The sequence below is a fragment of the Streptomyces sp. NPDC085866 genome (genome assembly GCF_044541035.1).
Classification (GTDB): Bacteria; Actinomycetota; Actinomycetes; order Streptomycetales; family Streptomycetaceae; genus Streptomyces.
On record NZ_JBITSQ010000003.1, the window covers coordinates 514,736 to 536,990 of the forward strand.

Below are 22,255 nucleotides of genomic sequence, written 5' to 3' on the forward strand. Positions count from 1 at the left end.
GCCGGGCCGGGTCAGGAGTCCTGCTCGCGGCGGGCCCGGCTCGGCTGGACCCGCCTGGGTTCGCCCGGCATCTTCGGGTACTCCGGCGGGTACGGCAGGTCGCCCAGCCCGTGGTCGTGTTCGTCACGGCGGGCCAGTTCGAGGAGGTCGTCGAGGGAGTAGGCGTGGTCGTCCATGTCGGCGTGCACGTCGCCGAGTTCGGCGAAGCGGGCCGGCATGGTGGCGAGGTCGAAGTCGCGGGGGTGGGCCGCGCCGACCTCGTCCCAGCGAAGGGGCGCGGAGACGGGGGCGTTCGGGCGGGGGCGGACGGAGTAGGCGGAGGCGATGGTGCGGTCGCGGGCGGTCTGGTTGTAGTCGAGGAAGATGCGCTCGCCGCGCTCCTCCTTCCACCACTTGATCGTGACCTGGTCGGGCATCCGGCGTTCCATCTCCCGGCCGACCGCGATCGCGGCGCGCCGCACCTGGGTGAACGTCCAGCGCGGTTCGATGGGCACGAAGACGTGCAGGCCGCGGCCTCCCGAGGTCTTGGGCCAGCCGCGCAGGCCGCCGAACTCGTCGAGGACGGCACGCAGTTCGTGGGCGGCACGGACGGCGTCGTCGTAGTCGGTGCCGGGCTGCGGGTCGAGGTCGATGCGGAGTTCGTCGGGATGGTCGACGTGGGTGCGACGCACGGGCCAGGGGTGGAAGGTGAGTGTGCCGTACTGGGCGGCCCACACCACGGCGGCCTCCTCGGTCGGGCACATCTCGTCGGCACTGCGGCCGCTGGGGAAGGTGATGTGGGCGGTGGGGATCCAGTCGGGCATGCCCTTGGGCGCGCGCTTCTGGTAGAACCACTCGCCGTCGACACCGTCCGGGTAGCGCTGCAGGGTGGTGGGGCGGTCGCGCAGGGCGCGCAGGATGCCGGGGCCGACGGCGGCGTAGTACCGGGCGACATCGAGCTTGGTGAATCCGCGCTCCGGGAAGAAGACCTTGTCCGGGCTGGACAGTCGTACGGTCCGGCCGGCCACCTCCAGTTCCACCGCTGCACCCATGCGGCCACGGTAGGCGCACCCGGCACACCCCGCATACCGGGCGGCAGCTGACGTATGCGAGCAGAATCGGACGCATGGATCTGCCGGTGATGCCGCCCGTGAAGCCGATGCTCGCCAAGTCGGTGGCGAAGATCCCGCCGGGCATGCACTACGAGGCGAAGTGGGACGGGTTCCGCGCGATCGTGTTCCGGGACGGGGAAGAGGTGGAGCTGGGCAGCCGTACCGGGAAGCCGCTGACCAGGTACTTCCCGGAGCTGGTAGCGGCGTTGACGGAGCGGGTGCCCGAGCGGTGCGTGCTGGACGGGGAGATCGTGATCGCGCGGGGCGGCCGGCTGGACTTCGACGCGCTGACCGAGCGGATCCATCCGGCGGACTCTCGGGTGCGGATGCTGGCCGAGAAGACTCCGGCCTCCTTCGTGGCCTTCGACCTGCTCGCGCTGGACGACCACGCCCTGCTCGACGTGCCGCTGACCGACCGGCGGGCCCTGCTGGAGCGGGCGCTGTCCGGGGTGAGCGCACCGGTGCATCTGGCGCCGGCGACGACCGACGTGGAGGTGGCGCACCGCTGGTTCGAGCAGTACGAGGGCGCCGGTCTGGACGGGGTCGTCGCCAAGCCGCTCGATCTGCGCTATCTGCAGGACGAGCGGGTCATGTTCAAGATCAAGCACGAGCGGACGGCGGATGTCGTCGTGGCGGGCTACCGGTTCCACAAGAGCGGACCGGTGGTGGGCTCGCTGCTGCTGGGCCTGTACGACGACCGGGGCGCCCTGCAGCACGTGGGCGTGTCGGCGGCTTTCGCCATGAAGAAGCGCGCCGAGCTGGTCGAGGAGCTGGAGCCGCTGCGGATGGACGACGTGACCGGGCATCCGTGGGCGGCCTGGGGCGACGAGGCGGCGCATGAGACGGCCCGGCTGCCGGGGGCACCGAGCCGCTGGTCGGGCAAGAAGGATCTGTCCTGGGTGCCGATCCGGCCGGAGCGGGTCGCCGAAGTGGCCTACGACCACATGGAGAACGGCGCCCGCTTCCGGCACACGGCCCGCTTCCGCCGCTGGCGCCCGGACCGGACACCGGAGAGCTGCACCTACGCGCAGCTGGAGGAACCGGTGCGCTACGACCTCGCGGAGATCCTCGGGGCCGGGGAGGACGGCTCCTAGGTCCGGTCCGCAACGGCCTTCAGGTCGCAGGCGTCGACGGTCACGGTGACGCCGGTGGGTCCGGTCCGCTGCACGTCGGACACCCGGACGCCGCCTAGGGCTGCATCAGGATCTTGATCGCGCCGTCCTGCTTGTGCTGGAACATCTCGTACGCGTGCGGCGCCTCGTCGAGCGGCAGCCGGTGCGTGGCGAAGTCGTCGACGCCGAGTGGGTCCTCGTCCGTGAGATAGGGCATGATCGCGTCGGTCCACCGGCGGACATTGGCCTGCCCCATCCGCATCTGGATCTGCTTGTCGAACAGGGTGAGCATCGGGATCGGGTCGGCCGTGCCGCCGTAGACGCCGACGAGGGAGAGCGTGCCGCCCCGCCGGACCAGTTCGATGGCCAGGTGGAGGGCGCCGAGCCGGTCGACACTGAAGCGTTCCGCGAGCGGCGCGCCCAGCTTGCGGGGCAGCATCGCGGACGCCTGCTGGGCGAGCCGGGCCGCGGCGCTGCCGTGGGCCTCGGTGCCGACGGCGTCGATCACGGCGTCCGGGCCGCGGCCGTCGGTCGCATCGCGTATCGCGGCGACCAGCTCCTTCTCGTCGTCGTAGGCCCTGAGGTCGTACGTCCGCACACCGCGCCGGCTCGCTCGGGCCAGCCGCTCGGGCACCAGGTCGACGCCGAACACCCGCTCGGCCCCCCGGGCCGTCGCGACCCGGCAGGCCATGTCGCCGATCGGGCCGAGGCCGAGGACGGCGAGGCTGCCGCCGGGCGGGAGGGACGCGTACTCGACGGCCTGCCAGGCGGTGGGCAGCACGTCCGAGAGGTAGACGAACCGGTCGTCCGGCGGGCCTTCGGGCACCTTGATCGGGCCGTACTGCGCCTGCGGAACGCGCAGGTACTCGGCTTGGCCGCCCGGCACGGCGCCGTACAGACGGGTGTAGCCGAACAGGGCGGCACCCATGCCCTCACCGGTGACCTGGGTCGTCTCGCACTGGGTGGGCAGCCCGGTCAGGCACATCCAGCAATCGCCGCAGGCGATCTGGAACGGGACCACGACCCGGTCGCCCGCGGCGAGGTCCGGCACCCCGGCACCGACCTCCTGGACGATACCCATCGGTTCGTGGCCGAGGATGTCACCCGGGGTCATGAACGGGGTGAGCACCTCGTACAGATGCAGATCCGAGCCGCACAGGCCGCTGGACGTGACGCGGATGACGGCGTCGGTGGGCTGTTCGATCCGCGGGTCGGGCACGTCCTCCACCCGCACGTCCCGCCTGCCCTGCCAGGTGACTGCCTTCATGGGGTCGCGCTCCTTTGCTCGCGTGCGCGCCGGTTCGCCCTGGCGCGTCCGGTTTGCGGTGGCGCCCGGGTACCCGCGCGTGCCGCGACGAACACCTGCGCCGCCCCGGTGGATCGGACCGCCGGGCCACGCCGTGGACCCGATCGACCCACGGAACGCGCATGACCGGAACCGACCAGGGATGGCCCCCGATGACCCGATGAGCACACAATCGATACATACGAACGGGGGCAACGGTGGTCAGAGGAAGCAGCACGCGCACACGACGCACGGCACTGACGGCGGCCCTGGTCGCCGTCACGATGACGGTCTCCCTGACGACAGGCTGCACACGGCACGGCCCGGCCGGCGACGACCGCTCGCCGCACCGGACCCCGGCACCCATCCGCACCACCGCACCCGCAGACGGCTCACCGCTCGCCGTGAAGATCGACAACGTGCCGGCGGCCCGCCCACAGACGGGGCTCGACGCGGCGGACGTCGTGTACGCGGAGCAGGTCGAGGGCGGCCTGAGCCGCCTGATGGCGGTGTACGCCAGCACTCTTCCCGAGGCGGTCGGCCCGGTGCGCAGCGCCCGCGAGTCCGATCTGGAGCTGCTGCGCCAGTTCGACGAGCCGACGCTGGCGTTCTCCGGAGCCCAGCGCAAGCTGCTGCCGCTGATCCACCAGGCCCCGGTGCGGGCCGAGTCGCCCGACGAGGCCGCAGACGCCTACTACCGGGGCACCGACAGGGCCGCGCCGCACAACCTGTATCTGCACCCCGCCCGGCTGCTGCCCTCCGCGCCGGGCAAGGCCGCGCTGACCACCGGGTTCCGCTACGGTCCGGCGCCCTCCGGTGGCACGCCCGAGTCCGCGCGGACGGTGCGCTATCCGTCGGCACGCTTCACCTTCACCTGGTCCGCGGGGCGGGGCGGCTATCTGGTCGCGATGGACGGCACACCGACGGTGACGACCGACGGGGGGCGGCCGGCGCCGGCGACGGTCGTCGTGCAGTACGTGAAGATCCGCGCGTCGCAGTATCACGACGTACTCGGCAACAGCACGCCGTACACCGAGACGGTCGGCTCCGGGAAGGCCGAGGTGCTGCGGGACGGCCGGTCCTTCGACGCCACCTGGTCCCGGCCGTCGGCGACGGACGGCACGGCGTTCACGGCGGCCGACGGCAGCCCGATGAACTTCGCCGCCGGTCAGGTGTGGGTGGTGTTCGCCGAGGCCCCCTCCTGACCGGGCCGCCGTTCAGCCCTGCGGGGCGACCAGCGGCTCGGCCGGGTTGCGCAGGTCCTCGGCGGCGTCCGCGACCCGGCGGATCAGGTCGAAGAAGACGGCCTGCTCCTCGGGGGAGAGCGGGGCGAGGAAGACCTGGTTCATCCGCGCGGTGCGCACGGTCAGCTTGCGGTGGACGCGCAGGCCCTCGTCGGTGAGGCGGAGCAGGAAGCGGCGGCCGTCCTGCGGATCGCGGACCTTGTGCAGCAGCTCGCGACGGGTGAGCCTGCTGATGACCTCGGCGATGGTCGACCGGTCCAGGCCCACCCGCTCCCCCACGGTCCGCTGGTCGAGACCCGGCTCGGCGACGAGCGCGTTGAGCACCGCGAACTGCGGTGAGGTGATCTCCTCGGAGACCATGGTGTTCCACAGCAGGTAGTGCGCCTGCTGGAGCCGCCGGGCCAGATGCCCGGGATGGGTGGCGAGGTCCACCGCGGCCATGTGCACTCCCTCATTCAATTCGTTGGTGTACTGAACGATACTCGCCCGAAGGCACACGTGTCTGCATGCAGAATCCCGCGTACCACGAGGTCTTGACGGCTCTGGCGTCCGATGGCAGCGTGAGGAGCACCTCGATGAAATACTCAGTGCGCTGATTAATTGCAGAGATGAGGCTTCACGGATGGACAAGGTGGTCGCCACTGCCCTGGAGGCGGTGGCCGATGTGCCGGACGGCGCGTCCCTCGCGGTCGGCGGCTTCGGGCTGAGCGGTGTGCCGAACGTACTGATCCAGGCGCTGTACGAGCGCGGGACGACCGGTCTGCGCGTGGTGTCGAACAACTGCGGTGCGATGGAGTCCGGCCTCGCGGTGCTGCTGGCGGCCGGCCGGATCGCCCGGGTGACCGGCTCCTACATCGGCGGCAACAAGGAGTTCGCCCGCCAGTACCTGTCCGGCGAACTGGAGGTCGAGCTGATCCCGCAGGGCACGCTCGCCGAGCGGCTGCGCGCGGGCGGCGCCGGCATCCCCGCCTTCTACACCCCGGCGGGCGTGGGCACGCAGGTCGCCGAGGGCGGGCTGCCGTTGCGGTACGACGGTGCGGGCGGGGTGGCGCTCGCCTCGCCGCCCAAGGAGGTCCGGGAGTTCGACGGCGTGGAGTACGTCCTCGAGCGGGGCATCCGCACCGACTTCGCGCTGGTCCGCGCCGCCAGGGGCGACCGGCACGGCAACCTCGTCTTCGGCAAGTCCTCCCGGAACTTCAACCCCCTCTCCGCGATGGCCGGCCGAGTGACCGTCGCCGAGGTGGAGGAGCTGGTGGAGCCCGGGGAGATCGCCCCGGACGCGGTGCATCTGCCCGGCGTCTTCGTGCAGCGCGTGGTGGCGCTGACCCCCGAACAGGCGGCGGACAAGAAGATCGAGCAGCGGACGGTGAGGTCCTGATGGCCTGGACACGCGAGGAGATGGCCGCCCGCGCGGCCCGCGAACTGAAGGACGGCCAGTACGTCAACCTCGGCATCGGTCTGCCGACGCTGATCCCGAACCATCTGCCGCCGGGCGTCGAGGTGGTCCTGGAGTCGGAGAACGGCATCCTCGGCACCGGCCCGTACCCCGCCGAGGACGAGGTCGACCCGGACCTGATCAACGCCGGCAAGGAGACCGTGACGGTCCTGCCGGGCGCCTCCTACTTCGACTCGGCCCTGAGCTTCGCGATGATCCGGGGCGGACACATCGACGTGGCCGTGCTGGGCGCGATGCAGGTGTCCGCGGGCGGCGACCTGGCCAACTGGGCGGTCCCGGGGAAGCTGGTCACCGGGATCGGCGGGGCGATGGACCTGGTGCACGGCGCCCGTACGGTCGTCGTCGTCATGACGCACACGGCCAAGGACGGCTCCCCGAAGATCCTGGAGCAGTGCACGCTGCCGCTCACGGGCAAGGCGTGTGTGAACCGAGTCATCACGGATCTGGCGGTGCTGGACATCACGGATGCGGGGCTCGTCCTGGTGGAGACCGCGCCGGGCGTGACCGTCGAAGACGTCGTCACCAGGACCGACGCTGAACTGACCATCGGGGAGAACGTGCTGTGAACCCGGTTTACATCGTCGACGCCGTTCGCACCCCGATCGGCCGCTACGACGGCGGGCTGTCCTCCGTGCGCCCCGACGACCTCGCCGCCCACACCCTCCGCGAACTCCTCGCCCGCACGCCCGGCCTGGACCCCTCCCGCATCGACGACGTCTACTTCGGCAACGCCAACGGCGCCGGCGAGGAGAACCGCAACGTCGCCCGCATGGCCGCCCTGCTCGCGGGCCTGGCGACCTCGGTACCGGGCGTGACGGTCAACCGGCTGTGCGCCTCCGGCCTCGAAGCGGTGATCCAGGCCGCCCGCGCCATCGCGGTCGGCGACGCGCGGATCGCCGTGGCGGGCGGTGTGGAGTCGATGACCCCCGCGCCGTACGTGCTGCCCAAGACGGACAGGCCCTTCCCCACCTCACACACCGAGCTGTACTCGACCACGCTCGGCTGGCGCATGGTCAACCCGGGGATGGACCCGCAGTGGACCATCCCGCTCGGGGAGAGCGCCGAGCTGATCGCCGACAAGCACAAGATCAGCCGCGAGCAGCAGGACGAGTACGCGCTGCACAGCCACCAGAAGGCGGCCGCCGCCCGGCAACAGAGCCTGTTCGACGCCGAGTCGGTGCCCGTCCCGGTCCCGCAGCGCAAGGGCGACCCGGTCGACTTCGCCGCCGACGAGTGCGTACGACCCGACGCCTCCCTGGCCGCGATGGCGAAGCTGAAGCCCTCGTTCCGCGGCGCGAACGAAGCGGGCTCGGGATCCCCCCGGCCGAAGGCTGGGGGAGGTACCGTCACCGCGGGCAACGCCTCCCCGCTCAACGACGGCGCCGCCGCCCTGCTCCTCACCGACGAGGAGGGGCTGAAGGCCACCGGCCGCGAACCCCTCGCCCGGGTCACCGCGACCGGGTGTCGGGAATCGACCCGCAGTACTTCGGGCTCGCTCCCGTCGAGGCCGTCAACCGCGCCCTCGCCAAGGCGGGCAAGGGGTTCGACGACCTGTCCGTGCTGGAACTCAACGAGGCGTTCGCCGCCCAGGTCCTCGGCTGTGTGGCCGAATGGCCCGAGTTCGACCCGGCGATCCTCAACCCCCAGGGCGGGGCGATCGCCCTCGGCCACCCTCCCCCACTCTCGGCTTCGCTCGAGCGGGGGGACCCCCATGGCGCCTCCGGCGCCCGGCTCGCCGGCACCGTGGCCCACCAGCTCGCCCGTCGTGGCTCCGGCACCGGTGTGGCCACCCTCTGCATCGGCGTGGGCCAGGGCCTGGCCCTCGTCCTCGAACGCTGAGGACTCGTCCTCGAACATCAAGGACTCCTCCTCGAACGCCAAGGAAGCGTCAGGTATCCCCCAATGACTCTCACCCAGCAGGACATCGACCAGGAGATCGCGGCCGAGCACGCCGCGTACGAGAAGCGGGTCGCCGACGGAGCACCCGTCGAGCACCACCCGCGCCGCGACTACGCGCCCTACCGCTCCTCCGTGCTCCGCCACCCCAAGCAGCCCTTGGTCGCCATCGACACCCGCCAGGATCCCGAACTGGTGGAACTGCACTCCCCCGCCTTCGGGGAGCGTGACCTCACCGACATCGACAACGACCTCACCCGGCAGCACACCGGCCAGCCGGTCGGTGAGCGGATCACCGTGTCCGGACGGCTCCTGGACCGTGCCGGACGCCCGGTGCGCGGCCAGCTCGTCGAGATCTGGCAGGCCAACTCGGCCGGCCGTTACGCCCACCAGCGCGAGCAGCACGACGCCCCGCTGGACCCCAACTTCACCGGCGTCGGCCGCACCCTCACGGACGCCGAGGGCCGCTACCACTTCACCACCGTCCAGCCCGGCCCCTACCCCTGGCGCAACCACGTCAACGCCTGGCGCCCGGCGCACATCCACTTCTCGGTCTTCGGTACGGCGTTCTCCCAGCGGCTGGTGACGCAGATGTACTTCCCGAACGACCCGCTGTTCCCGTACGACCCGATCCTGCAGTCCGTGACGGACGACGCGGCCCGGCAACGGCTGGTCGCCACCTACGACCACGGCCTGTCGGTGCCGGAGTTCTCCCTCGGCTACCACTGGGACATCGTGCTGGACGGCCCGGCCGCCACCTGGATCGAGGAAGGACGCTGACGGAAGCGATGACGAAGATCGACACGAGCGGCCCGCAGAGCGTGCCGCCCACCCCCTCCCACACGGTCGGCCCCTTCTACGGGTACGCGCTGCCGTTCCGCGGCGGCGAGGACATCGCGCCCGTGGGACACCCCGACACGGTCACCGTGCACGGGTACGTCCTCGACGGCGAGGGCTATCCGCTTCCGGACGCCCTCGTCGAGCTGTGGGGGCCGCGCCCCGACGGCACCGTCCCGCAGGTGGACGGCTCCATCCGGCGGGACCCGGCGACCGGCGGTCATCTGGGTCGCAACGGTGTGGAGTTCACCGGCTGGGGCCGCATCCAGACCGACGCGAACGGCCACTGGTACGCGCGGACGCTGCGGCCCGGCGCACGCGGGCAGAGCGCCCCGTACCTGAGCGTGTGCGTCTTCGCGCGCGGCCTGCTCGTGCACCTGTTCACCCGGATCTACCTGCCGGGCGACGAGGCCGCGCTCGCCGCGGACCCGCTGCTCACCCAAGTGGGCGACCGGCGCGACACGCTGATCGCCGGCGACGAGGGCGGCAGCACCTACCGTTTCGACATCCGCCTTCAGGGCGAAGGCGAGACGGTCTTCCTGGAGTTCCAGTGACATCTGTGTCCCCGCCGTACGCCGACACGGGCCTGCTCGCCCCCGAGTGGGGGCTGTCCGAGGCCGCCTCCGAGACCGGCGACCACGCCTATCTGCGGGCCCTGCTCGACGCCGAGGCCGCGCTGACCCGGGCGCAGGCCGCGCTCGGGCTCGCCCCGGCCGAGGCCGCGGCGGCGGTGACCGAGACGGCCGTCCCGGCGAACTTCGGCATCCGTTCGCTGGCGGCCCGCACCCCGGCGGGCGGCAACCCGGTCATCCCGCTGGTCGCCGACCTGACGGCGGCGGTCGGCGAGGAGTACGGCCCCTACGTCCACCGGGGCGCGACCAGCCAGGACATCATGGACACGGCGATGATGCTGGTCGCCGTACGCACCCTGGAGCCGATCCTCGCCGACCTCGGGCGTACCGAGCGGGCGCTGGCCGGCCTCGCGGCGGAGCACCGCGACACGCCGATGCCCGGCCGGACACTCACCCAGCACGCCGTACCCACGACGTTCGGGTTGAAGGCGGCCGGCTGGCGCTCGCTGGTCCTGGACGCATGCGACCGCATCACCCGGGTCCGGGACTCGCTCCCCGCCCAACTCGGAGGCGCGGCGGGTACTTTGGCCGCCCTGCAGGCGTACGGCGCCCAGGACGCGGAGGCGCTGACCCAGGCGTACGCCCGCGAAGTCGGCCTCGCGGCACCGGCGTTGCCCTGGCACACGCTCCGCACGCCCGTCGCCGACCTGGCCGGCTGCCTCGCCTTCACCGCGGGGGCACTGGGCAAGCTCGCCGTGGACGTGCTGACGCTGTCGCGCACCGAGATCGGCGAGGTGAGCGAGGGCAGGGGCGGCGGCTCCTCCGCCATGCCGCACAAGGCGAACCCGGTGCGGTCCACGCTCCTCGCCGCCGCCGCCCGGCGCGCCCCACAGCTCGCGGCCACCCTGTACGGCTCCCTGGCCGCCGAGGACGAGCGGCCGGCCGGCGCCTGGCACGCCGAGTGGGAGCCGCTGCGCGACCTGCTCCGGCTGGTGGGCGGTGCGGCGGCCCATGCGGCCGAGCTGACCGCGGGGCTGCGTGTGCACCCCGCCGCGATGCGCCGGAACCTCGACACGACCCGGGGTCTGATCGTCTCCGAGCGGCTGTCCGCCGCGCTGGCACCCGTCCTCGGCCGGGCACGGGCCAAGGAGCTGCTGACCGAACTGGCTCGGCGCGCCCATGAGGAGGATCGCTCACTGGGTGAACTCCTCGCCGAGGAAGCAGAGTTGAAGGACGTCGAGCTGGACGACCTCACCGATCCCGCCCACTACACCGGCTTCGCCGGTGACCTCACCGACCGTGCCCTGGAGCGACGTTGACCGTGAAACTCCTCAACCACCTGGCAGAAGGCCCGGCCTCCGCTCCCCCGCTGCTGCTCGGCCCGTCGCTCGGCACCTCGTACGCCCTGTGGGACACGATCGCACCCGAGCTGTCGATCACCCACCGGGTGGTGCGCTGGGACCTGCCGGGGCACGGTGGTTCGGCGCCGGACCTGATCGGGCCGGGTGCCACCGTCGGCGACCTCGCCGCGTCGGTGCTGGCGCTCGCCGACGCGCTCGGCATCGAGCGGTTCGCCTATGCGGGCGTGTCGCTCGGCGGCGCGGTCGGCCTGCATCTGGCCGTGCACCACCCGCAGCGGCTGACCTCGCTGGCCGTCATCTGCTCCTCCGCGCACTTCGGCGGCAGCGCGCCCTGGCGGGAGCGGGCCGAGCGGGTGCGCCGGGAGGGCCTGGGGTGGCTGGTGGAGAGCGCCGACGCGCGGTGGTTCACGCCCGGCTTCACCGTGCCGCGGCTGGTGCTCGACCACCGGGAGGCCGACCCGGCGGCGTACGCCGCCTGCTGCGACGCGCTGGCCGCGTTCGACCTGCGCGACCGGCTCGCCGACATCGCCGTACCGACCCTGCTCATGGCGGGACGGCAGGATCCGGCGACGCCTCCCGCGCATCTGCGGGAGATCGCGGACGCGGTGCCCGCGGCCGCCCTCGTGGAGCTGCCCGGGGCCTCGCACCTGGCACCCGCGCAGTGCCCGCAGGCCGTCCTGACCGCCCTGCGCACCCAGCTGACCGGGGCCCCGGCGAGCGGGATGGCGGTGCGCCGAGAGGTGCTGGGCGATGCGCACGTCGACCGGGCGCAGGCCCGGCAGACCCCGTTCACCGCGCGGTTCCAGGACTTCATCTCCCGCTACGCCTGGGGCGAGATCTGGACCGACCCGACCCTCTCGCGCCGCGAGCGCAGCATGATCACACTGACCGCGCTGGTCGCCCACGGCCACTACGACGAGCTGGCCATGCACGTCCGGGCGGCGCGGCGGGGCGGGCTGACGCCGGAGGAGATCGGCGCGGTGCTGCTGCAGACCGCGGTGTACTGCGGGGTGCCCGCGGCCAACTCGGCGTTCGCGACGGCCCAGCGGGTGCTCGCCGAGGAGGACGGGAAGGACGAGGACGGGACGCCCGGCCGAGGGTGACCCTGCTGGTCGTAGCTTCAACAGCACCTCCTTCCCGGGGCGGGCCGTGTCTAGGGTGGGGGCATGTCGACAGTTCTGATCACGGGCGCCACCTCCGGGCTCGGCCGGTACATCGCCTTCGAACTGGTCCGGGACGGCCATCTCGTCCTCGCCCACGGCCGTGACCGGGCGCGCACCGAGCAGTTGGTCGCGGAGCTGCGCACCGAGGGCCGGGCGGAGGGGTTCGTCGCCGATCTGGCCTCGCTCGCCGAGGTGCGCGAGCTGGGCACCCGGGTCGCCCGGGCCCATCCCGAGCTGGACGTGCTGATCAACAACGCGGGCGCCGGCGGCGGTCCGCACGGCTCCGGGCGGGAGCTGAGCGCCGACGGGCACGAGCTGCGGCTCGCGGTGAACTACCTGGCGCCGGTGGCCCTGACCCGCGCCCTGTTGCCGGTCCTGCGCGCCAACCCGCCCGCCCGGATCGTGAACGTCGGCTCGGCCGGCCAGGAGCCGCTGGACTTCGCCGACCCGGAACTGACCCGTGGCTACAGCGGCGTGTCGGCGTACTGCCGCAGCAAGTTCGCGCTGGCGGCTCACACGTTCGCCCTCGCCGAGGAACTGGCGGGCACCGGGGTGTCCGTCAACGTGCTGCACCCGGCGACCTACATGGACACGACGATGGTGCGCGACGCGGGCGTGACGCCGTGGAACACGGTCGCCGACGGCGCGCCGGGTGTCCTGGCCCTGGCCACCCAGGACCTGGGCACGGGCCGCTACTTCGACGGCACGAGCCCGTCACGGGCGCACGAGGCGACGTACGACCCCGATGTGCGGGGGCGGCTGGCGTCGGTCACCGACCAGCTGCTGGCCATCTGACCCAGGGGCTGTCGTCGCATTCCCGTCCGCCCCGCTCCTTCGCGCGACGACGGGAATGCGACGACAGGCCCTAACGCAGTCCCCGGCCCGTCTCCAGCACTTCCCGCGCCTGGGCCACCAGCCCGTCCGCCCCGATCGAACGGGCCAGCGCCATGCCCCGGTTGAGTTCCGCGACCGAGCGGATCGCGATGCCGTACTCGACCCGGGCCGCCGCGTGCTCGTACTGGCAGGGCGAGGCCTCCAGATAGGCGACAGCCTGGGCGGCCAGGTGGACCGCGCGCTGGCCGGTCTCCAGGGCGGCGGCACAGCGCAGGGCCTCGCCGATGGCGGTGTCCGTGCCGAACCGCTCGGCCTGCCGACGGGCGTCCGCGGCGAGCTGGGCGGCCCGGGCGGGGTCCTGCGTGGCGAGGGCTTTGGCGAGCTCGATGGACCAGGGAGCGAGGACGGGGTTGTGGCCGCCGCGGGAGGCGGCGGTCTTCTCGGCGGCCTCCAGTTCGTTGATGCCCTCCTCGGTGCGGCCCATGGCGAGCAGCAGCCGACCGCGCACGGAGCGGATGTCGGGCAGCACGATCGTGGACGGGTAGGGCGGGGCGAAGCCGTACTGCTCGGCGATCGACCAGGCCTCCTCGACATGGCCACGGGCCAGCAGGGTGTCGACGAGTCCGCAGGTCGACGACCAGTAGAGCGGCAGGCCTCGGCCGACCCGCTCGGCCAGGGTCAGCGCCTCGCGCAGCGTGGTCTCGGCGTCGCGGAGCCGACCCTGCCTGCGGTAGGCGAGGCCGAGGAAGGCGTTGGCCAGGGAGAGGTGGCCGCCGCGCCAGCCGGCGCCGGTGTAGGCGCGCAGGGCCTCGGCGAACAGGCTCTCGGCGCGGTCGAGCCGGTCGGCGTAGGTGTAGGCGCTGCCGAGCATCATCAGCAGTTCGATGCCCCACTCGCCGTCGGTCCAGCCGAGGCCGGGTGCGAGGCGGCCGTTGACGAGGGCGCGGTCGCACAGCTGGAGGACCTCCTCGGCGTTCTCGCCGTGGGTCATCGCGTCGAAGCCGCGCAGGATCAGCAGGGCGCGCTCGGAGTTGTCCCGGCCGGTGCAGGTGCCGGCGAGTTCGGCCAGGCGCCGGGAGCGTTCCTGGGACACGGTCTCGCCGTGGATGCCCTCCCACATGAACTGCACGGCCTGCAGCCGCAGCTTGACCGGGCCCGGCTCGTGCCGGGCGGCCTCGGCCTCGACCGTGCGGACGGCCTCCTCCAGCTGGTCGTTGTGGAGCAGCGCCTGGGAGAGCCGGACCACGGCGTCGACCCGCTGGGTGTTGCTCAGGCCGGGCATGGCGAGCGCGGACTGCAGGTGCTCGATGGTGACGGCGGGTGCGGTGAGCAGGGTGGCGTGGCCCAGTTCGAAGAGCACCTGTGCGTGCGCGTCGGGGAGCGGCGGCTCTGCCAGCGCGCGCTCCAGGCAGCGGCGGGCCGCGTCGGGCGCGCCGACGGCCAGGTGTTCGCGGGCCGCCTCGCGCAACTGCTCGACGAGTTCCTCGTCGTCGTCCGGGTGCACCTTGAGCAGGTGCCGGGAGGCCTCGGCGGCGCTGTGCCCGGTCTCGGTGAGGATCTGAGCGGCGACGCCGTGCATGGCGGTGCACACGCCCGGCGGGATGGAGTTGTAGACGGCGGAGGCGATCAGCGGGTGGACGAACTCCAGCTCGCCCTCCTCGGTCTCGGCGCCGGCCGCCGGGTCGGGTTCGGTGAGGATGCGGGCGGTGCGGAGCAGGTCGGCGCAGCGCTCGGCGACATCGGGGTTCATGGAGGCGAGCCGTGCGACGAGGTCGACGGAGATGCCGGTGCCGAGGATGGCGGCGGCCCAGGCGAACTGGGTGGCGTCGATGCCGAGTCCCTTGAGCCGGTCGACCAGGCCGCCGCCGCGGGCGGAGCGGTTCAGGTCGCGCAGTTCGCCGGCCCGGGACTCGACCGGATGGACCTCGCTGTCCAGCACCTTGGCGAGGAGTTCGACGGTGTCGTACGGGTTGCCTCCGGTGACGGCCCAGACCTCGCGGCAGAACGGGTCGTCGGCGTGCCGGCCGACAGTGGCGCGGGTGAGTCCGGCGGTGGCCTCCGGGGTGAGGGCGCTGAGGTTGTTGACGGGGCGGCCCGCCGCGGCGGCGATCGCTTCGAGGTGACGGGCGCTCTCGCCGGTCACCTCGCCGGGGCGGCGGGCGACCAGGACCAGCACGGACAGGTCGTCCAGGCGTTCGGCGAACGCGGCGAGCCAGCGCAGGGTCTCCTGGTCGGCCCAGTGCGCGTCGTCGATGATCAGCACCAGCGGCCACTCACGGCGGGCCAGTCGGCGTACGGCCGCGACGAGTCCGTCGCAGACGTACTGCGGGTCGACGCTGCCCTCGCCGGGGTCCACTATCCCGAGGGCGGGGCCCGCGATGTCGTACCAGTCGCCGAGGTACTCGCGGGCCTCCCCCGGGAGCAGGGAGACCAGCGCCGGCTGCAGCAGCTGCCGCACCACGTTGAACGGCACGGACTTCAAGGTCTCGCCGCCGCGGGCGTACCACACCGTGCAGCCGCGGCGCTCGGCGATCCGGCGGGTCTCGGTGAGCAGCGCGGTCTTGCCGAGTCCGGCCTCGCCCCGGAAGACCAGCAGGCTGCCCGCGGATGACTGATCGGCACACAGGACGTCGAGCGTCCGTGTGACGGTGGCGATCTCCGCGTCCCGCTCCCACAGGGAAGCCGCGGCGGCCGCCGACGGCCGTCCCTCCGTCATCCCGTTACCTCCCCAGGTCGCCCGAATGACGTACAGACCACGAGCGTAGCCGTCCGATGGGATGTGTGGAGGCCGGTCCGGGCAGGTGTTGCCCCGCCGGGTGAACGATGAGGCGAGTGGGCGACGCGCACGCCGTGCCACCAGCCGCTGTGGAGCCGACGAACCGTCAACAGGGCCTGGAATGAAGCTGATTTTCGAACCCCCCGGAGATCGCGGGGATCACGGGGAACGACACGACCGCGACGATCGCGGATCCCGCGGCGGTACCGCCGCCCGCCCGCCGACGGTGCGGGCGGTGGCGGCGGGGTCGGTGGGCAATCTCGTCGAGTGGTACGAGTTCGGTGTCTACGGCTATCTCGCGACCGTCCTCGCCGAGCGGTTCTTCACCCCGGCGGGCGGAACTCCGGCCGAGGGCCTGGTGCGCACGTACGCCTCCTTCGCGCTGGCCTTCTTCTTCCGGCCCCTCGGCGCGGCCCTGTTCGGCAGACTGGGCGACCGGATCGGGCGGCGGCCGGTGCTGATCGCGGTGATCGTGCTGATGACTGCCGCGACGATGCTGATCGGCGTGTTGCCGACGTACGCCACCGCGGGCGCCCTGGCACCGTGGCTACTGACGTTCCTGAGGGCGCTTCAGGGACTGTCGGCGGGCGGGGAGTTCGGCGGTGCGGTGGCATTGATGACGGAGCTCGCCCCGCCGGGGCGGCGCGGACTGTACGGCGCGTGGCAGTCGTTCACGGTGGCGCTGGGCCTGCTGGGCGGTGCGGGTATCGCGGCGGCGGTGGCCACGTTGCTCGGCGAGAACCAACTCGCCGCCTGGGGCTGGCGGTTGCCGTTCCTCCTGGCGTTGCCGCTGGGGCTGGTGGCGCTGTGGCTGCGGTTCGGGCTCGAGGAGACGCCGGAGTTCCGGGAGCGGGAGAGGACGGCTGTCGGCCCAAATGGCGCCGGGGCGGTCGCCTCGGCGGTGCTGCTCGGCATCGGGCGGGTCATGGGCTGGTCGGCGGCCGGATACACGTTCCTCGTCGTCCTGCCCTCGTATCTCCAGGCCTCGCTGCACACGGGTGTCCGGGAGGCGCTGCTCGCCACCGTACCGGCCAACGTCGGGTTCGCCGTGGCGATCCTCCCGGCGGGGCTGCTCAGCGACCGCGTCGGGCGGCGGCCGGTGATGCTCACCGGGGCGGTCCTGGTGGCCGGACTGGCCGTGCCGCTGTTCAACCTGCTTCAGAATGACGGGACTTCGGCCGTGATCAGGGGCCTGGCCACCGGTGCCGCGGGCGCCGTGGTGGGACTCATGGCCGGGCCCGGGCCCGCGCTGCTCGCCGAGATGTTCCCGGCACGGGTGCGCTGGACGGGCCTCGGGCTGGCCTACTCCCTGTCGAACGCGGTGTTCTCCGGATCCGCGGGGCTGATCACCACGGAGGCCGTACGCCGAACCGGGAACGTGGACGCGCCCGCCTACTACGCGGCGGCGGCGTGTGCGGTGAGCGCGCTGGCGCTGATGAAACCACAGACGAGAAAGGTGAGTTGAGCGATGCGGGTGATCGGGCTGATGTCGGGGACGTCGTACGACGCGGTCGACGCGGCGGCCGCGGATCTACGGCTGGACGGGGACACGCTCGTGCTGAAGCCGTTGGGGATGGCGAGCACGCAGTACGACGGCACGTTGCGCGAAGCGCTCGCCGCGGCGCTGCCGCCGGCCGCCGTCCCGCTCGCCGAGGTGTGCCGCCTCGACACCCTGATCGGACAGGCATTCGCCGCGGCGGCGGTCCGGGCCGACCGTGAACTGTGCGGTGGGCTGGGCGAGTTGGTGGCCTCGCACGGGCAGACCGTCTACCACTGGGTGGACGGCGGTCGGGTGCGCGGCACGCTCCAGCTGGGGCAGCCGGCGTGGATCGCCGAGGCCACCGGACTGCCGGTGGTCGCCGACTTCCGGTCCCGGGACGTCACCGCCGGCGGCCAGGGCGCGCCCCTGGTGAGCCTGGTCGACCTGCTGTGGCTGCGGGGCAGGCCGGGCATGCCGGTGGCGCTGAACATCGGCGGCATCGCCAACCTGACCGCGCCGGACGGGACCGCCTTCGACACCGGGCCGGGCTGCGCGCTGCTCGACGCGGCCGCCAGGGAGTTCAGCGGCGGGCGCCTGGCCTACGACGCCGACGGGGCGCTGGCCGCGCGGGGCCGGCCGGACCTGACGCTGCTGGACCGGCTGCTCGCGGAGCCGTACTACGCGCTGGTCCCGCCCAAGACGACCGGCAAGGAGCTGTTCCACGCCGGGTACCTGCGGGCGGCCGGGGTGGACGGCCTGTCCGCGCCGGACGTACTGGCGACGCTCACCCTGCTGACGGCCCGGACGGTCGCCGACGCGGTACGGTCCGTCGGTGCCACGGAGGTGATCGCCTCCGGTGGAGGCACTCGCAACCCGGTGCTCATGTCCCGGCTCCGGGAGCTGCTCCCGCGGACCGCCGTACGCACCTCGGACCAGCTCGGCCTGTCCGCCGCCGCGAAGGAGGCGTACGCCTTCGCGGTGCTCGGCTTCCTCACCGCCCACGCCCTGCCCGGCACCGACCCGCGCAGCACGGGCGCCCGGCACCCGAGCGTGCTGGGCTCGCTGACACCGGGGCGGGAGGGCCTGCGGCTGCCGCCGGCGCCGCGGGTCGGACCGGTGCGGTTGGTGGTGGCGGTGTGAGGAAGCCCACCGTGCCGTGCCGCACGCCGGCCGGGCTGTGGTGGCCGGAGCGCGGGAGTCCGCGGCGAAGACACGGAAATCCGCGGCGAAGGCAGAGAAATCCGAGGTGAAATGTGCCGGTCCGAGGAATTGGCGGCGGATCCTCTCATCCGGCTTTCACCGATGCCTCATACGGTGGGGGCATGACGCAGGTGACTCCTCCCGGGTGGTACCCCGACCCCGGGCAGACGAATGACGGTCCGCCCACCGAGCGCTGGTGGGACGGCAAGGCCTGGACGGACCAGACCCGCCCCGCCGGGACGGCCGCCACGTGGGGTCCTCCGGCGCAGCAACTTCCCGGCGGCCCGCAGCCGGCTCCCCCGGCGTACGGGGCCGCCTTCCCGGGATATCCGGCCTACCCGGTCCAGCCGTCGGCCGCGCCCCGGCGCGGTCTGCGCACGGGCATAGCCGTCGCGGCGGCGGCCGCGGTCCTGGTGAGCATCGGGGTCGGCGTGTACGCGCTCACCAAGGGCGACGGAGGCAACGCGGGCAACGACCGCGCCGGTTCCCAGCAGGGACCGGGCGGGCAGAACGGCGGGCAGGGCGGACCCGGCGGCGGATCCGGCGGTCCGGGCGGGTCCGGTGGCTCCGGCGAGTCGCCCTCCCCGGGGCAGTCCGCGGCGCCCAAGATCCAGGGCGGCGGCACGGTGCCGGATCCGGTGAACGGGATCAGCATGCCCGTGCCCAAGGGCTGGACCGGCCAGACGATCAGTGTGGGGGCGCAGGTCACGTCCGACACCTCCTACAAGTGCCCCGGCAACAAGCAGCAGACGTGCACCGCGGGCGGCGCCTACTCGGCACCTGCCGTCGCGCTCGGCACGGACGGCGACACGGCCGAGGCGGTCGCCAAGGCGGACATCGCGGCCAACGCCAAGGAGTCCTACGGCGGCACCAGCTACGGCAGCATCACCTCGCACGAGGTGCTGGCCTCCAAGGCGGTCACGGTGGCCGGACAGAAGGGCTACCTGGTGCGCTGGAAGGCGGTCACCGCCAACGGCGCCGACGGCTACGTCGAGTCGGTCGCCTTCCCCTCGCCCAACGACGCCAAGCAGATCGTCGTGGTGCGCTTCGGCGTGGACGTCGGCCGGAAGGTGTCCGTCATCGACGACATCCTGAAGGGGATCAAGGTCTCGTCGGGCGGCGGCAACGGCCAGAACGTCTGAGGACACCGGCAGACAGCAGTCGGCCGGGTGGGGTTCCCCTCCGCTCAAGAGGAACCCCACCCGGCCGGGGGGTGCGCGCCGCCCCCGTCCCCACGGTGCGGCGCCGGCAGGTCACCGTTCAGTCATCCCGTGAACGGCGGCCTGGGTCCTGGGTCAGTCCGAGTGCGGGCAGCACGGCGGACTCCACGAAACGGTCGAGATAGTCGGCGTCGGCGTACTCGCCGCTCAGCACCGGGCGCACCCGCAGGACGCCGAACATCATGGCCGGGATGTACTCGAGCGCGGGGTGGTCCGCGCGCACCTCGCCCCTTTGCACACCTCTCTCCAGCATCTCCTGCAGTGCGGCGATCTCCGGCGTGACGAGTGCGTCGCGCAGCGCCTGCGCCAGTTCGTGGTCGGCCGTGACCGCGTGGCCGAGCGCCTGCAGGAGCCGGGCGTCCTTGTTGGACCAGTCGCCCGCGGCGCGTGCCGCCTGGCGCAGGTCCTCGGCGAGTGAGCCGGTGTCGATCCCGGCGAAGCGCACCTTGCGGTTGGCGCGCAGCGCGGCCGCGACGAACTGGGGTTTGGTCTTCCACTGCCGGTAGAGCGTGGACTTGCTGCACCGGGTGCTGGCGGCGACGCCCTCCATGGTCACGGAGTCGTAGCCGCACTCGCGGATCTGCTCCAGCACGGCGTCGAAGAACTCCCGCTCACGCTCGGGCGTGATCTTGGAGCGGCGCGAGGCGGCGACCGTCTCCGGTCCGTCCGCGGCCTGCGACGTCATGCGTGGCTTCCCCTCACTCGTACCCGGTCCGTTGAAGATCCGCGCAAGGGCGGCTCGGGACCCTGTCTCCAGTGTGTCGCACATCAATCGATACGCAAGTGTACCGGTACTCAAGCGTATCGGTACACTGCCGTATCGGTACACTCGCGTATCGGTACTGAGACGTATCGGTACCTAGGCGTCTCGATGAGCTCCGGACCCCGGTCCGGGTCTCAGCCCGCACCACCACACGCACGACCGTCAGCGAAGGGGCCGGGGGATGAATGCCCGAACCGAGCCTGCAGAAGCGGAGCCGGACGCGATAGCGCGCCCGCCGCTCCTCCGTGAGTTCCTGCTCGTCGCAGGGCTCTTCCTCGTCTACAAGCTCGGGCGGCAGCTGGCCACCGGCCATACCGCGGACGCCTTCCGCAACGCCCACCGGGTGTGGGACCTCGAGCGGACCCTGCACCTTCCCCACGAGACCGCCGTGCAGTCCGCACTGCTGCACGGCGACGCCCTCGTGCACCTGGCGAACACCTACTACGCGACCGTCCACTTCCCGGCCACGCTGGCATTCCTGGTGTGGCTGTACCTCAGGCGGCCCGCGCACTACGTGTGGGCCCGCCGGGTCCTGGCCGTGGTCACCTCCGCGGCCCTGGTGCTGCCGTTCGCGTTCCCGCTGGCTCCGCCGCGGATGCTGACCGACACCGGCCTGGTGGACACCGCCCGGATCTACGGCCCCTCCGTCTACGGCCCGCCGTCCAGCGACCACCTCTCCAACCAGTTCGCGGCGATGCCGTCGCTGCACTTCGGCTGGGCCCTGATGGTGGCGATCGGCCTGATCGCGGCCACCCGGTCACCATGGCGCCTGCTCTGGCTGCTGCACCCGCTGATCACCCTGCTGGTGATCGTGGGCACGGCGAACCACTACTGGCTGGACGCGATCGCGGCGACCGCCATGCTCGGCGTCGCGCTCGCGGTCGTCCACCCGCCGGAGCGGACGTCCAGCACGGCGGGACACGGTGCCCGGAGGCTCGCCCCGAAGGAGCCCGTCCTGGTGGGAGCGGGCCGATGAGCCTCGCCGCACTCCTCGCCGTGGGCCTGTCCCTGATCTCGGCCGTCGCCTACGCCGCGGCCGCCGTCGCCCAGGAACGCCTCGCCTCCCGCAGTCCCGGGACCGGACTCCTGCGGCTGCTGGGCACCGGCGCCTGGTGGTCGGCGGTCGGGCTGAACGCGGCCGCCTCGCTGCTGCACGTCGTGGCCCTCAAGTACGGCCCGCTCACCGTCGTCCAGCCGCTGGGCGCGCTCACCCTCGTCGCGGCAGTGCCGCTCGGGGCGCGGGCGGCCGGGCGGCGGGTCAGCGTGGTGGAGTGGCGCGGTACGGCGCTCACGCTGCTGGGGCTGGCCGCGCTGCTGGTCACCGCGTCGGGTCCGGCACCCGAGCGGGTGCTGAACCTGACCCAGGCGCTGGCGGTCGCCGGTACGACCGCTGCCCTGATCGGCGTGCTCTCCCGGCCCGGCGCCCGGCCGGGCCTGCGGCACGCGACCGCCTCCGGGTTCGCCTCGGGCGTCGCCTCCGCCCTCACCCAGACGGTGACGGTGGCGGCGACGGACCGCACGGGCCCGGCGCCGAGTGCCGAGGTGATCGTGGTCGCCGTCCTGGTCGCCGCGTTCGCCACCGGCGGGCTGCTGCTGTCGCAGACGGCCTACCGCGGCGGCCTCGGCGGCCCGCTGGCCGTGGTCACCCTGGCCAACCCGGTGGCCGCCGCGATCATCGGACTGACCCTGCTCGGGCAGGGCCTGCGGGGCGGAGCCGGCGGCGTGCTGCTGGGGCTGGCCGGGGCGGGGCTGGCGGCCTGGGGCGTGGTCCTGCTGACCCGGTCGGCGCCCGAACCCGACCAGTCCGACGTGCACGACGAGCACGACGACCACCCCGTCGCCGCGGTCCTGGCCCTGGAGCCGGGCACAGCGGCGGCGGAACCAGCGCTGGTGCCCCGGCAGCCGGAGCAGCCCGGGCATCTCACCGCACTCTGAGCGGACACCCGATCCGACCGGACACACGGC

The 22,255-nt window shown here is 72.9% G+C and carries 19 protein-coding genes and 1 pseudogene; 15 read left to right on the top strand and 5 right to left on the bottom strand.

Annotated features, from left to right (window positions below):
- Positions 1-11: 11 nt before the first annotated feature.
- The gene (gene ligD / locus ACIF83_RS09140) at positions 12-1,031 is read right to left on the bottom strand and encodes a non-homologous end-joining DNA ligase (RefSeq protein ID WP_399724836.1); all 1,020 of its coding nucleotides are present in this window, start codon (positions 1,029-1,031) and stop codon (positions 12-14) included.
- 74 nt (positions 1,032-1,105) lie between these two features.
- Here ligD and ACIF83_RS09145 point away from each other — a divergent pair, with 74 nt between their 5' ends.
- Complete coding sequence (locus ACIF83_RS09145) at positions 1,106-2,185, top strand: ATP-dependent DNA ligase (protein ID WP_398140347.1); 1,080 nt, start codon at positions 1,106-1,108, stop codon at positions 2,183-2,185.
- Positions 2,186-2,279: 94 nt separating this feature from the next.
- Here the strand turns inward: ACIF83_RS09145 and ACIF83_RS09150 are convergent, their stop codons facing one another.
- Complete coding sequence (locus ACIF83_RS09150) at positions 2,280-3,470, bottom strand: zinc-dependent alcohol dehydrogenase (RefSeq protein WP_393470143.1); 1,191 nt, start codon at positions 3,468-3,470, stop codon at positions 2,280-2,282.
- A gap of 302 nt (positions 3,471-3,772) precedes the next feature.
- Here ACIF83_RS09150 and ACIF83_RS09155 point away from each other — a divergent pair, with 302 nt between their 5' ends.
- On the top strand, positions 3,773-4,693 hold the full coding sequence (locus ACIF83_RS09155; protein ID WP_399725219.1) for a DUF3048 domain-containing protein: 921 nt from the start codon (positions 3,773-3,775) through the stop codon (positions 4,691-4,693).
- Positions 4,694-4,705: 12 nt separating this feature from the next.
- Here ACIF83_RS09155 and ACIF83_RS09160 read toward each other — a convergent pair whose 3' ends face one another.
- The gene (locus tag ACIF83_RS09160; protein ID WP_399724839.1) at positions 4,706-5,173 is read right to left on the bottom strand and encodes a MarR family winged helix-turn-helix transcriptional regulator; all 468 of its coding nucleotides are present in this window, start codon (positions 5,171-5,173) and stop codon (positions 4,706-4,708) included.
- A 181-nt stretch (positions 5,174-5,354) separates the two neighbouring features.
- Between ACIF83_RS09160 and ACIF83_RS09165 the strand changes: the two genes are divergently transcribed.
- The 8 genes and pseudogenes from ACIF83_RS09165 to ACIF83_RS09200 all read left to right on the top strand — a co-directional run bounded on the left by ACIF83_RS09165 (position 5,355) and on the right by ACIF83_RS09200 (position 12,812).
- Positions 5,355-6,110: a CoA transferase subunit A gene (locus tag ACIF83_RS09165; protein ID WP_399724842.1), complete on the top strand. Its 756-nt coding sequence runs from the start codon at positions 5,355-5,357 to the stop codon at positions 6,108-6,110.
- Positions 6,110-6,754 (top strand): CoA transferase subunit B, encoded by a 645-nt coding sequence (locus ACIF83_RS09170; RefSeq protein WP_393470135.1) that lies wholly within the window; start codon positions 6,110-6,112, stop codon positions 6,752-6,754. Before ACIF83_RS09165 ends, ACIF83_RS09170 begins: the two co-directional genes overlap by 1 nt.
- Positions 6,751-8,027, top strand: a pseudogene (locus tag ACIF83_RS09175) (thiolase family protein). The gene ACIF83_RS09170 and the pseudogene ACIF83_RS09175 overlap by 4 nt, the downstream one beginning before the upstream one ends.
- A gap of 63 nt (positions 8,028-8,090) precedes the next feature.
- Positions 8,091-8,864, top strand: a complete 774-nt coding sequence (gene pcaH / locus ACIF83_RS09180; RefSeq protein ID WP_393470129.1) for a protocatechuate 3,4-dioxygenase subunit beta — start codon at positions 8,091-8,093, stop codon at positions 8,862-8,864.
- A gap of 8 nt (positions 8,865-8,872) precedes the next feature.
- The gene (gene pcaG, locus ACIF83_RS09185) at positions 8,873-9,475 is read left to right on the top strand and encodes a protocatechuate 3,4-dioxygenase subunit alpha (protein WP_393470126.1); all 603 of its coding nucleotides are present in this window, start codon (positions 8,873-8,875) and stop codon (positions 9,473-9,475) included.
- Positions 9,472-10,812, top strand: a complete 1,341-nt coding sequence (pcaB, locus tag ACIF83_RS09190; RefSeq protein WP_399724847.1) for a 3-carboxy-cis,cis-muconate cycloisomerase — start codon at positions 9,472-9,474, stop codon at positions 10,810-10,812. Before pcaG ends, pcaB begins: the two co-directional genes overlap by 4 nt.
- A complete protein-coding gene (gene pcaD, locus ACIF83_RS09195) occupies positions 10,809-11,957 on the top strand; it encodes a 3-oxoadipate enol-lactonase (protein WP_393470121.1) in 1,149 nt (382 codons plus the stop codon). Before pcaB ends, pcaD begins: the two co-directional genes overlap by 4 nt.
- A gap of 63 nt (positions 11,958-12,020) precedes the next feature.
- Complete coding sequence (locus ACIF83_RS09200) at positions 12,021-12,812, top strand: SDR family NAD(P)-dependent oxidoreductase (RefSeq protein ID WP_399724851.1); 792 nt, start codon at positions 12,021-12,023, stop codon at positions 12,810-12,812.
- Between the two features lie 70 nt (positions 12,813-12,882).
- Here the strand turns inward: ACIF83_RS09200 and ACIF83_RS09205 are convergent, their stop codons facing one another.
- Positions 12,883-15,567, bottom strand: a complete 2,685-nt coding sequence (locus tag ACIF83_RS09205; RefSeq protein WP_399724855.1) for an ATP-binding protein — start codon at positions 15,565-15,567, stop codon at positions 12,883-12,885.
- A 295-nt stretch (positions 15,568-15,862) separates the two neighbouring features.
- Here ACIF83_RS09205 and ACIF83_RS09210 point away from each other — a divergent pair, with 295 nt between their 5' ends.
- From ACIF83_RS09210 to ACIF83_RS09220, 3 genes are all read left to right on the top strand, one after another.
- Entirely contained in the window at positions 15,863-17,092 is a 1,230-nt protein-coding gene (locus tag ACIF83_RS09210) for an MFS transporter (protein ID WP_399724859.1), read from the top strand.
- Positions 17,093-17,095: 3 nt separating this feature from the next.
- Positions 17,096-18,247, top strand: coding sequence for an anhydro-N-acetylmuramic acid kinase (locus ACIF83_RS09215; RefSeq protein ID WP_399724862.1), 1,152 nt, complete (start codon positions 17,096-17,098; stop codon positions 18,245-18,247).
- Between the two features lie 182 nt (positions 18,248-18,429).
- Positions 18,430-19,449 carry a DUF2510 domain-containing protein gene (locus ACIF83_RS09220; RefSeq protein ID WP_399724865.1) on the top strand — a complete coding sequence of 340 codons (1,020 nt, stop codon included), beginning with the start codon at positions 18,430-18,432 and terminating at the stop codon, positions 19,447-19,449.
- A gap of 118 nt (positions 19,450-19,567) precedes the next feature.
- Here the strand turns inward: ACIF83_RS09220 and ACIF83_RS09225 are convergent, their stop codons facing one another.
- Positions 19,568-20,212, bottom strand: coding sequence for a TetR/AcrR family transcriptional regulator C-terminal ligand-binding domain-containing protein (locus ACIF83_RS09225; protein ID WP_393470105.1), 645 nt, complete (start codon positions 20,210-20,212; stop codon positions 19,568-19,570).
- 259 nt (positions 20,213-20,471) lie between these two features.
- Here ACIF83_RS09225 and ACIF83_RS09230 point away from each other — a divergent pair, with 259 nt between their 5' ends.
- Positions 20,472-21,266 carry a phosphatase PAP2 family protein gene (locus ACIF83_RS09230; RefSeq protein WP_399724869.1) on the top strand — a complete coding sequence of 265 codons (795 nt, stop codon included), beginning with the start codon at positions 20,472-20,474 and terminating at the stop codon, positions 21,264-21,266.
- Entirely contained in the window at positions 21,263-22,225 is a 963-nt protein-coding gene (locus tag ACIF83_RS09235; RefSeq protein WP_399724872.1) for a hypothetical protein, read from the top strand. The genes ACIF83_RS09230 and ACIF83_RS09235 overlap by 4 nt, the downstream gene beginning before the upstream one ends.
- Positions 22,226-22,255: the final 30 nt, after the last annotated feature.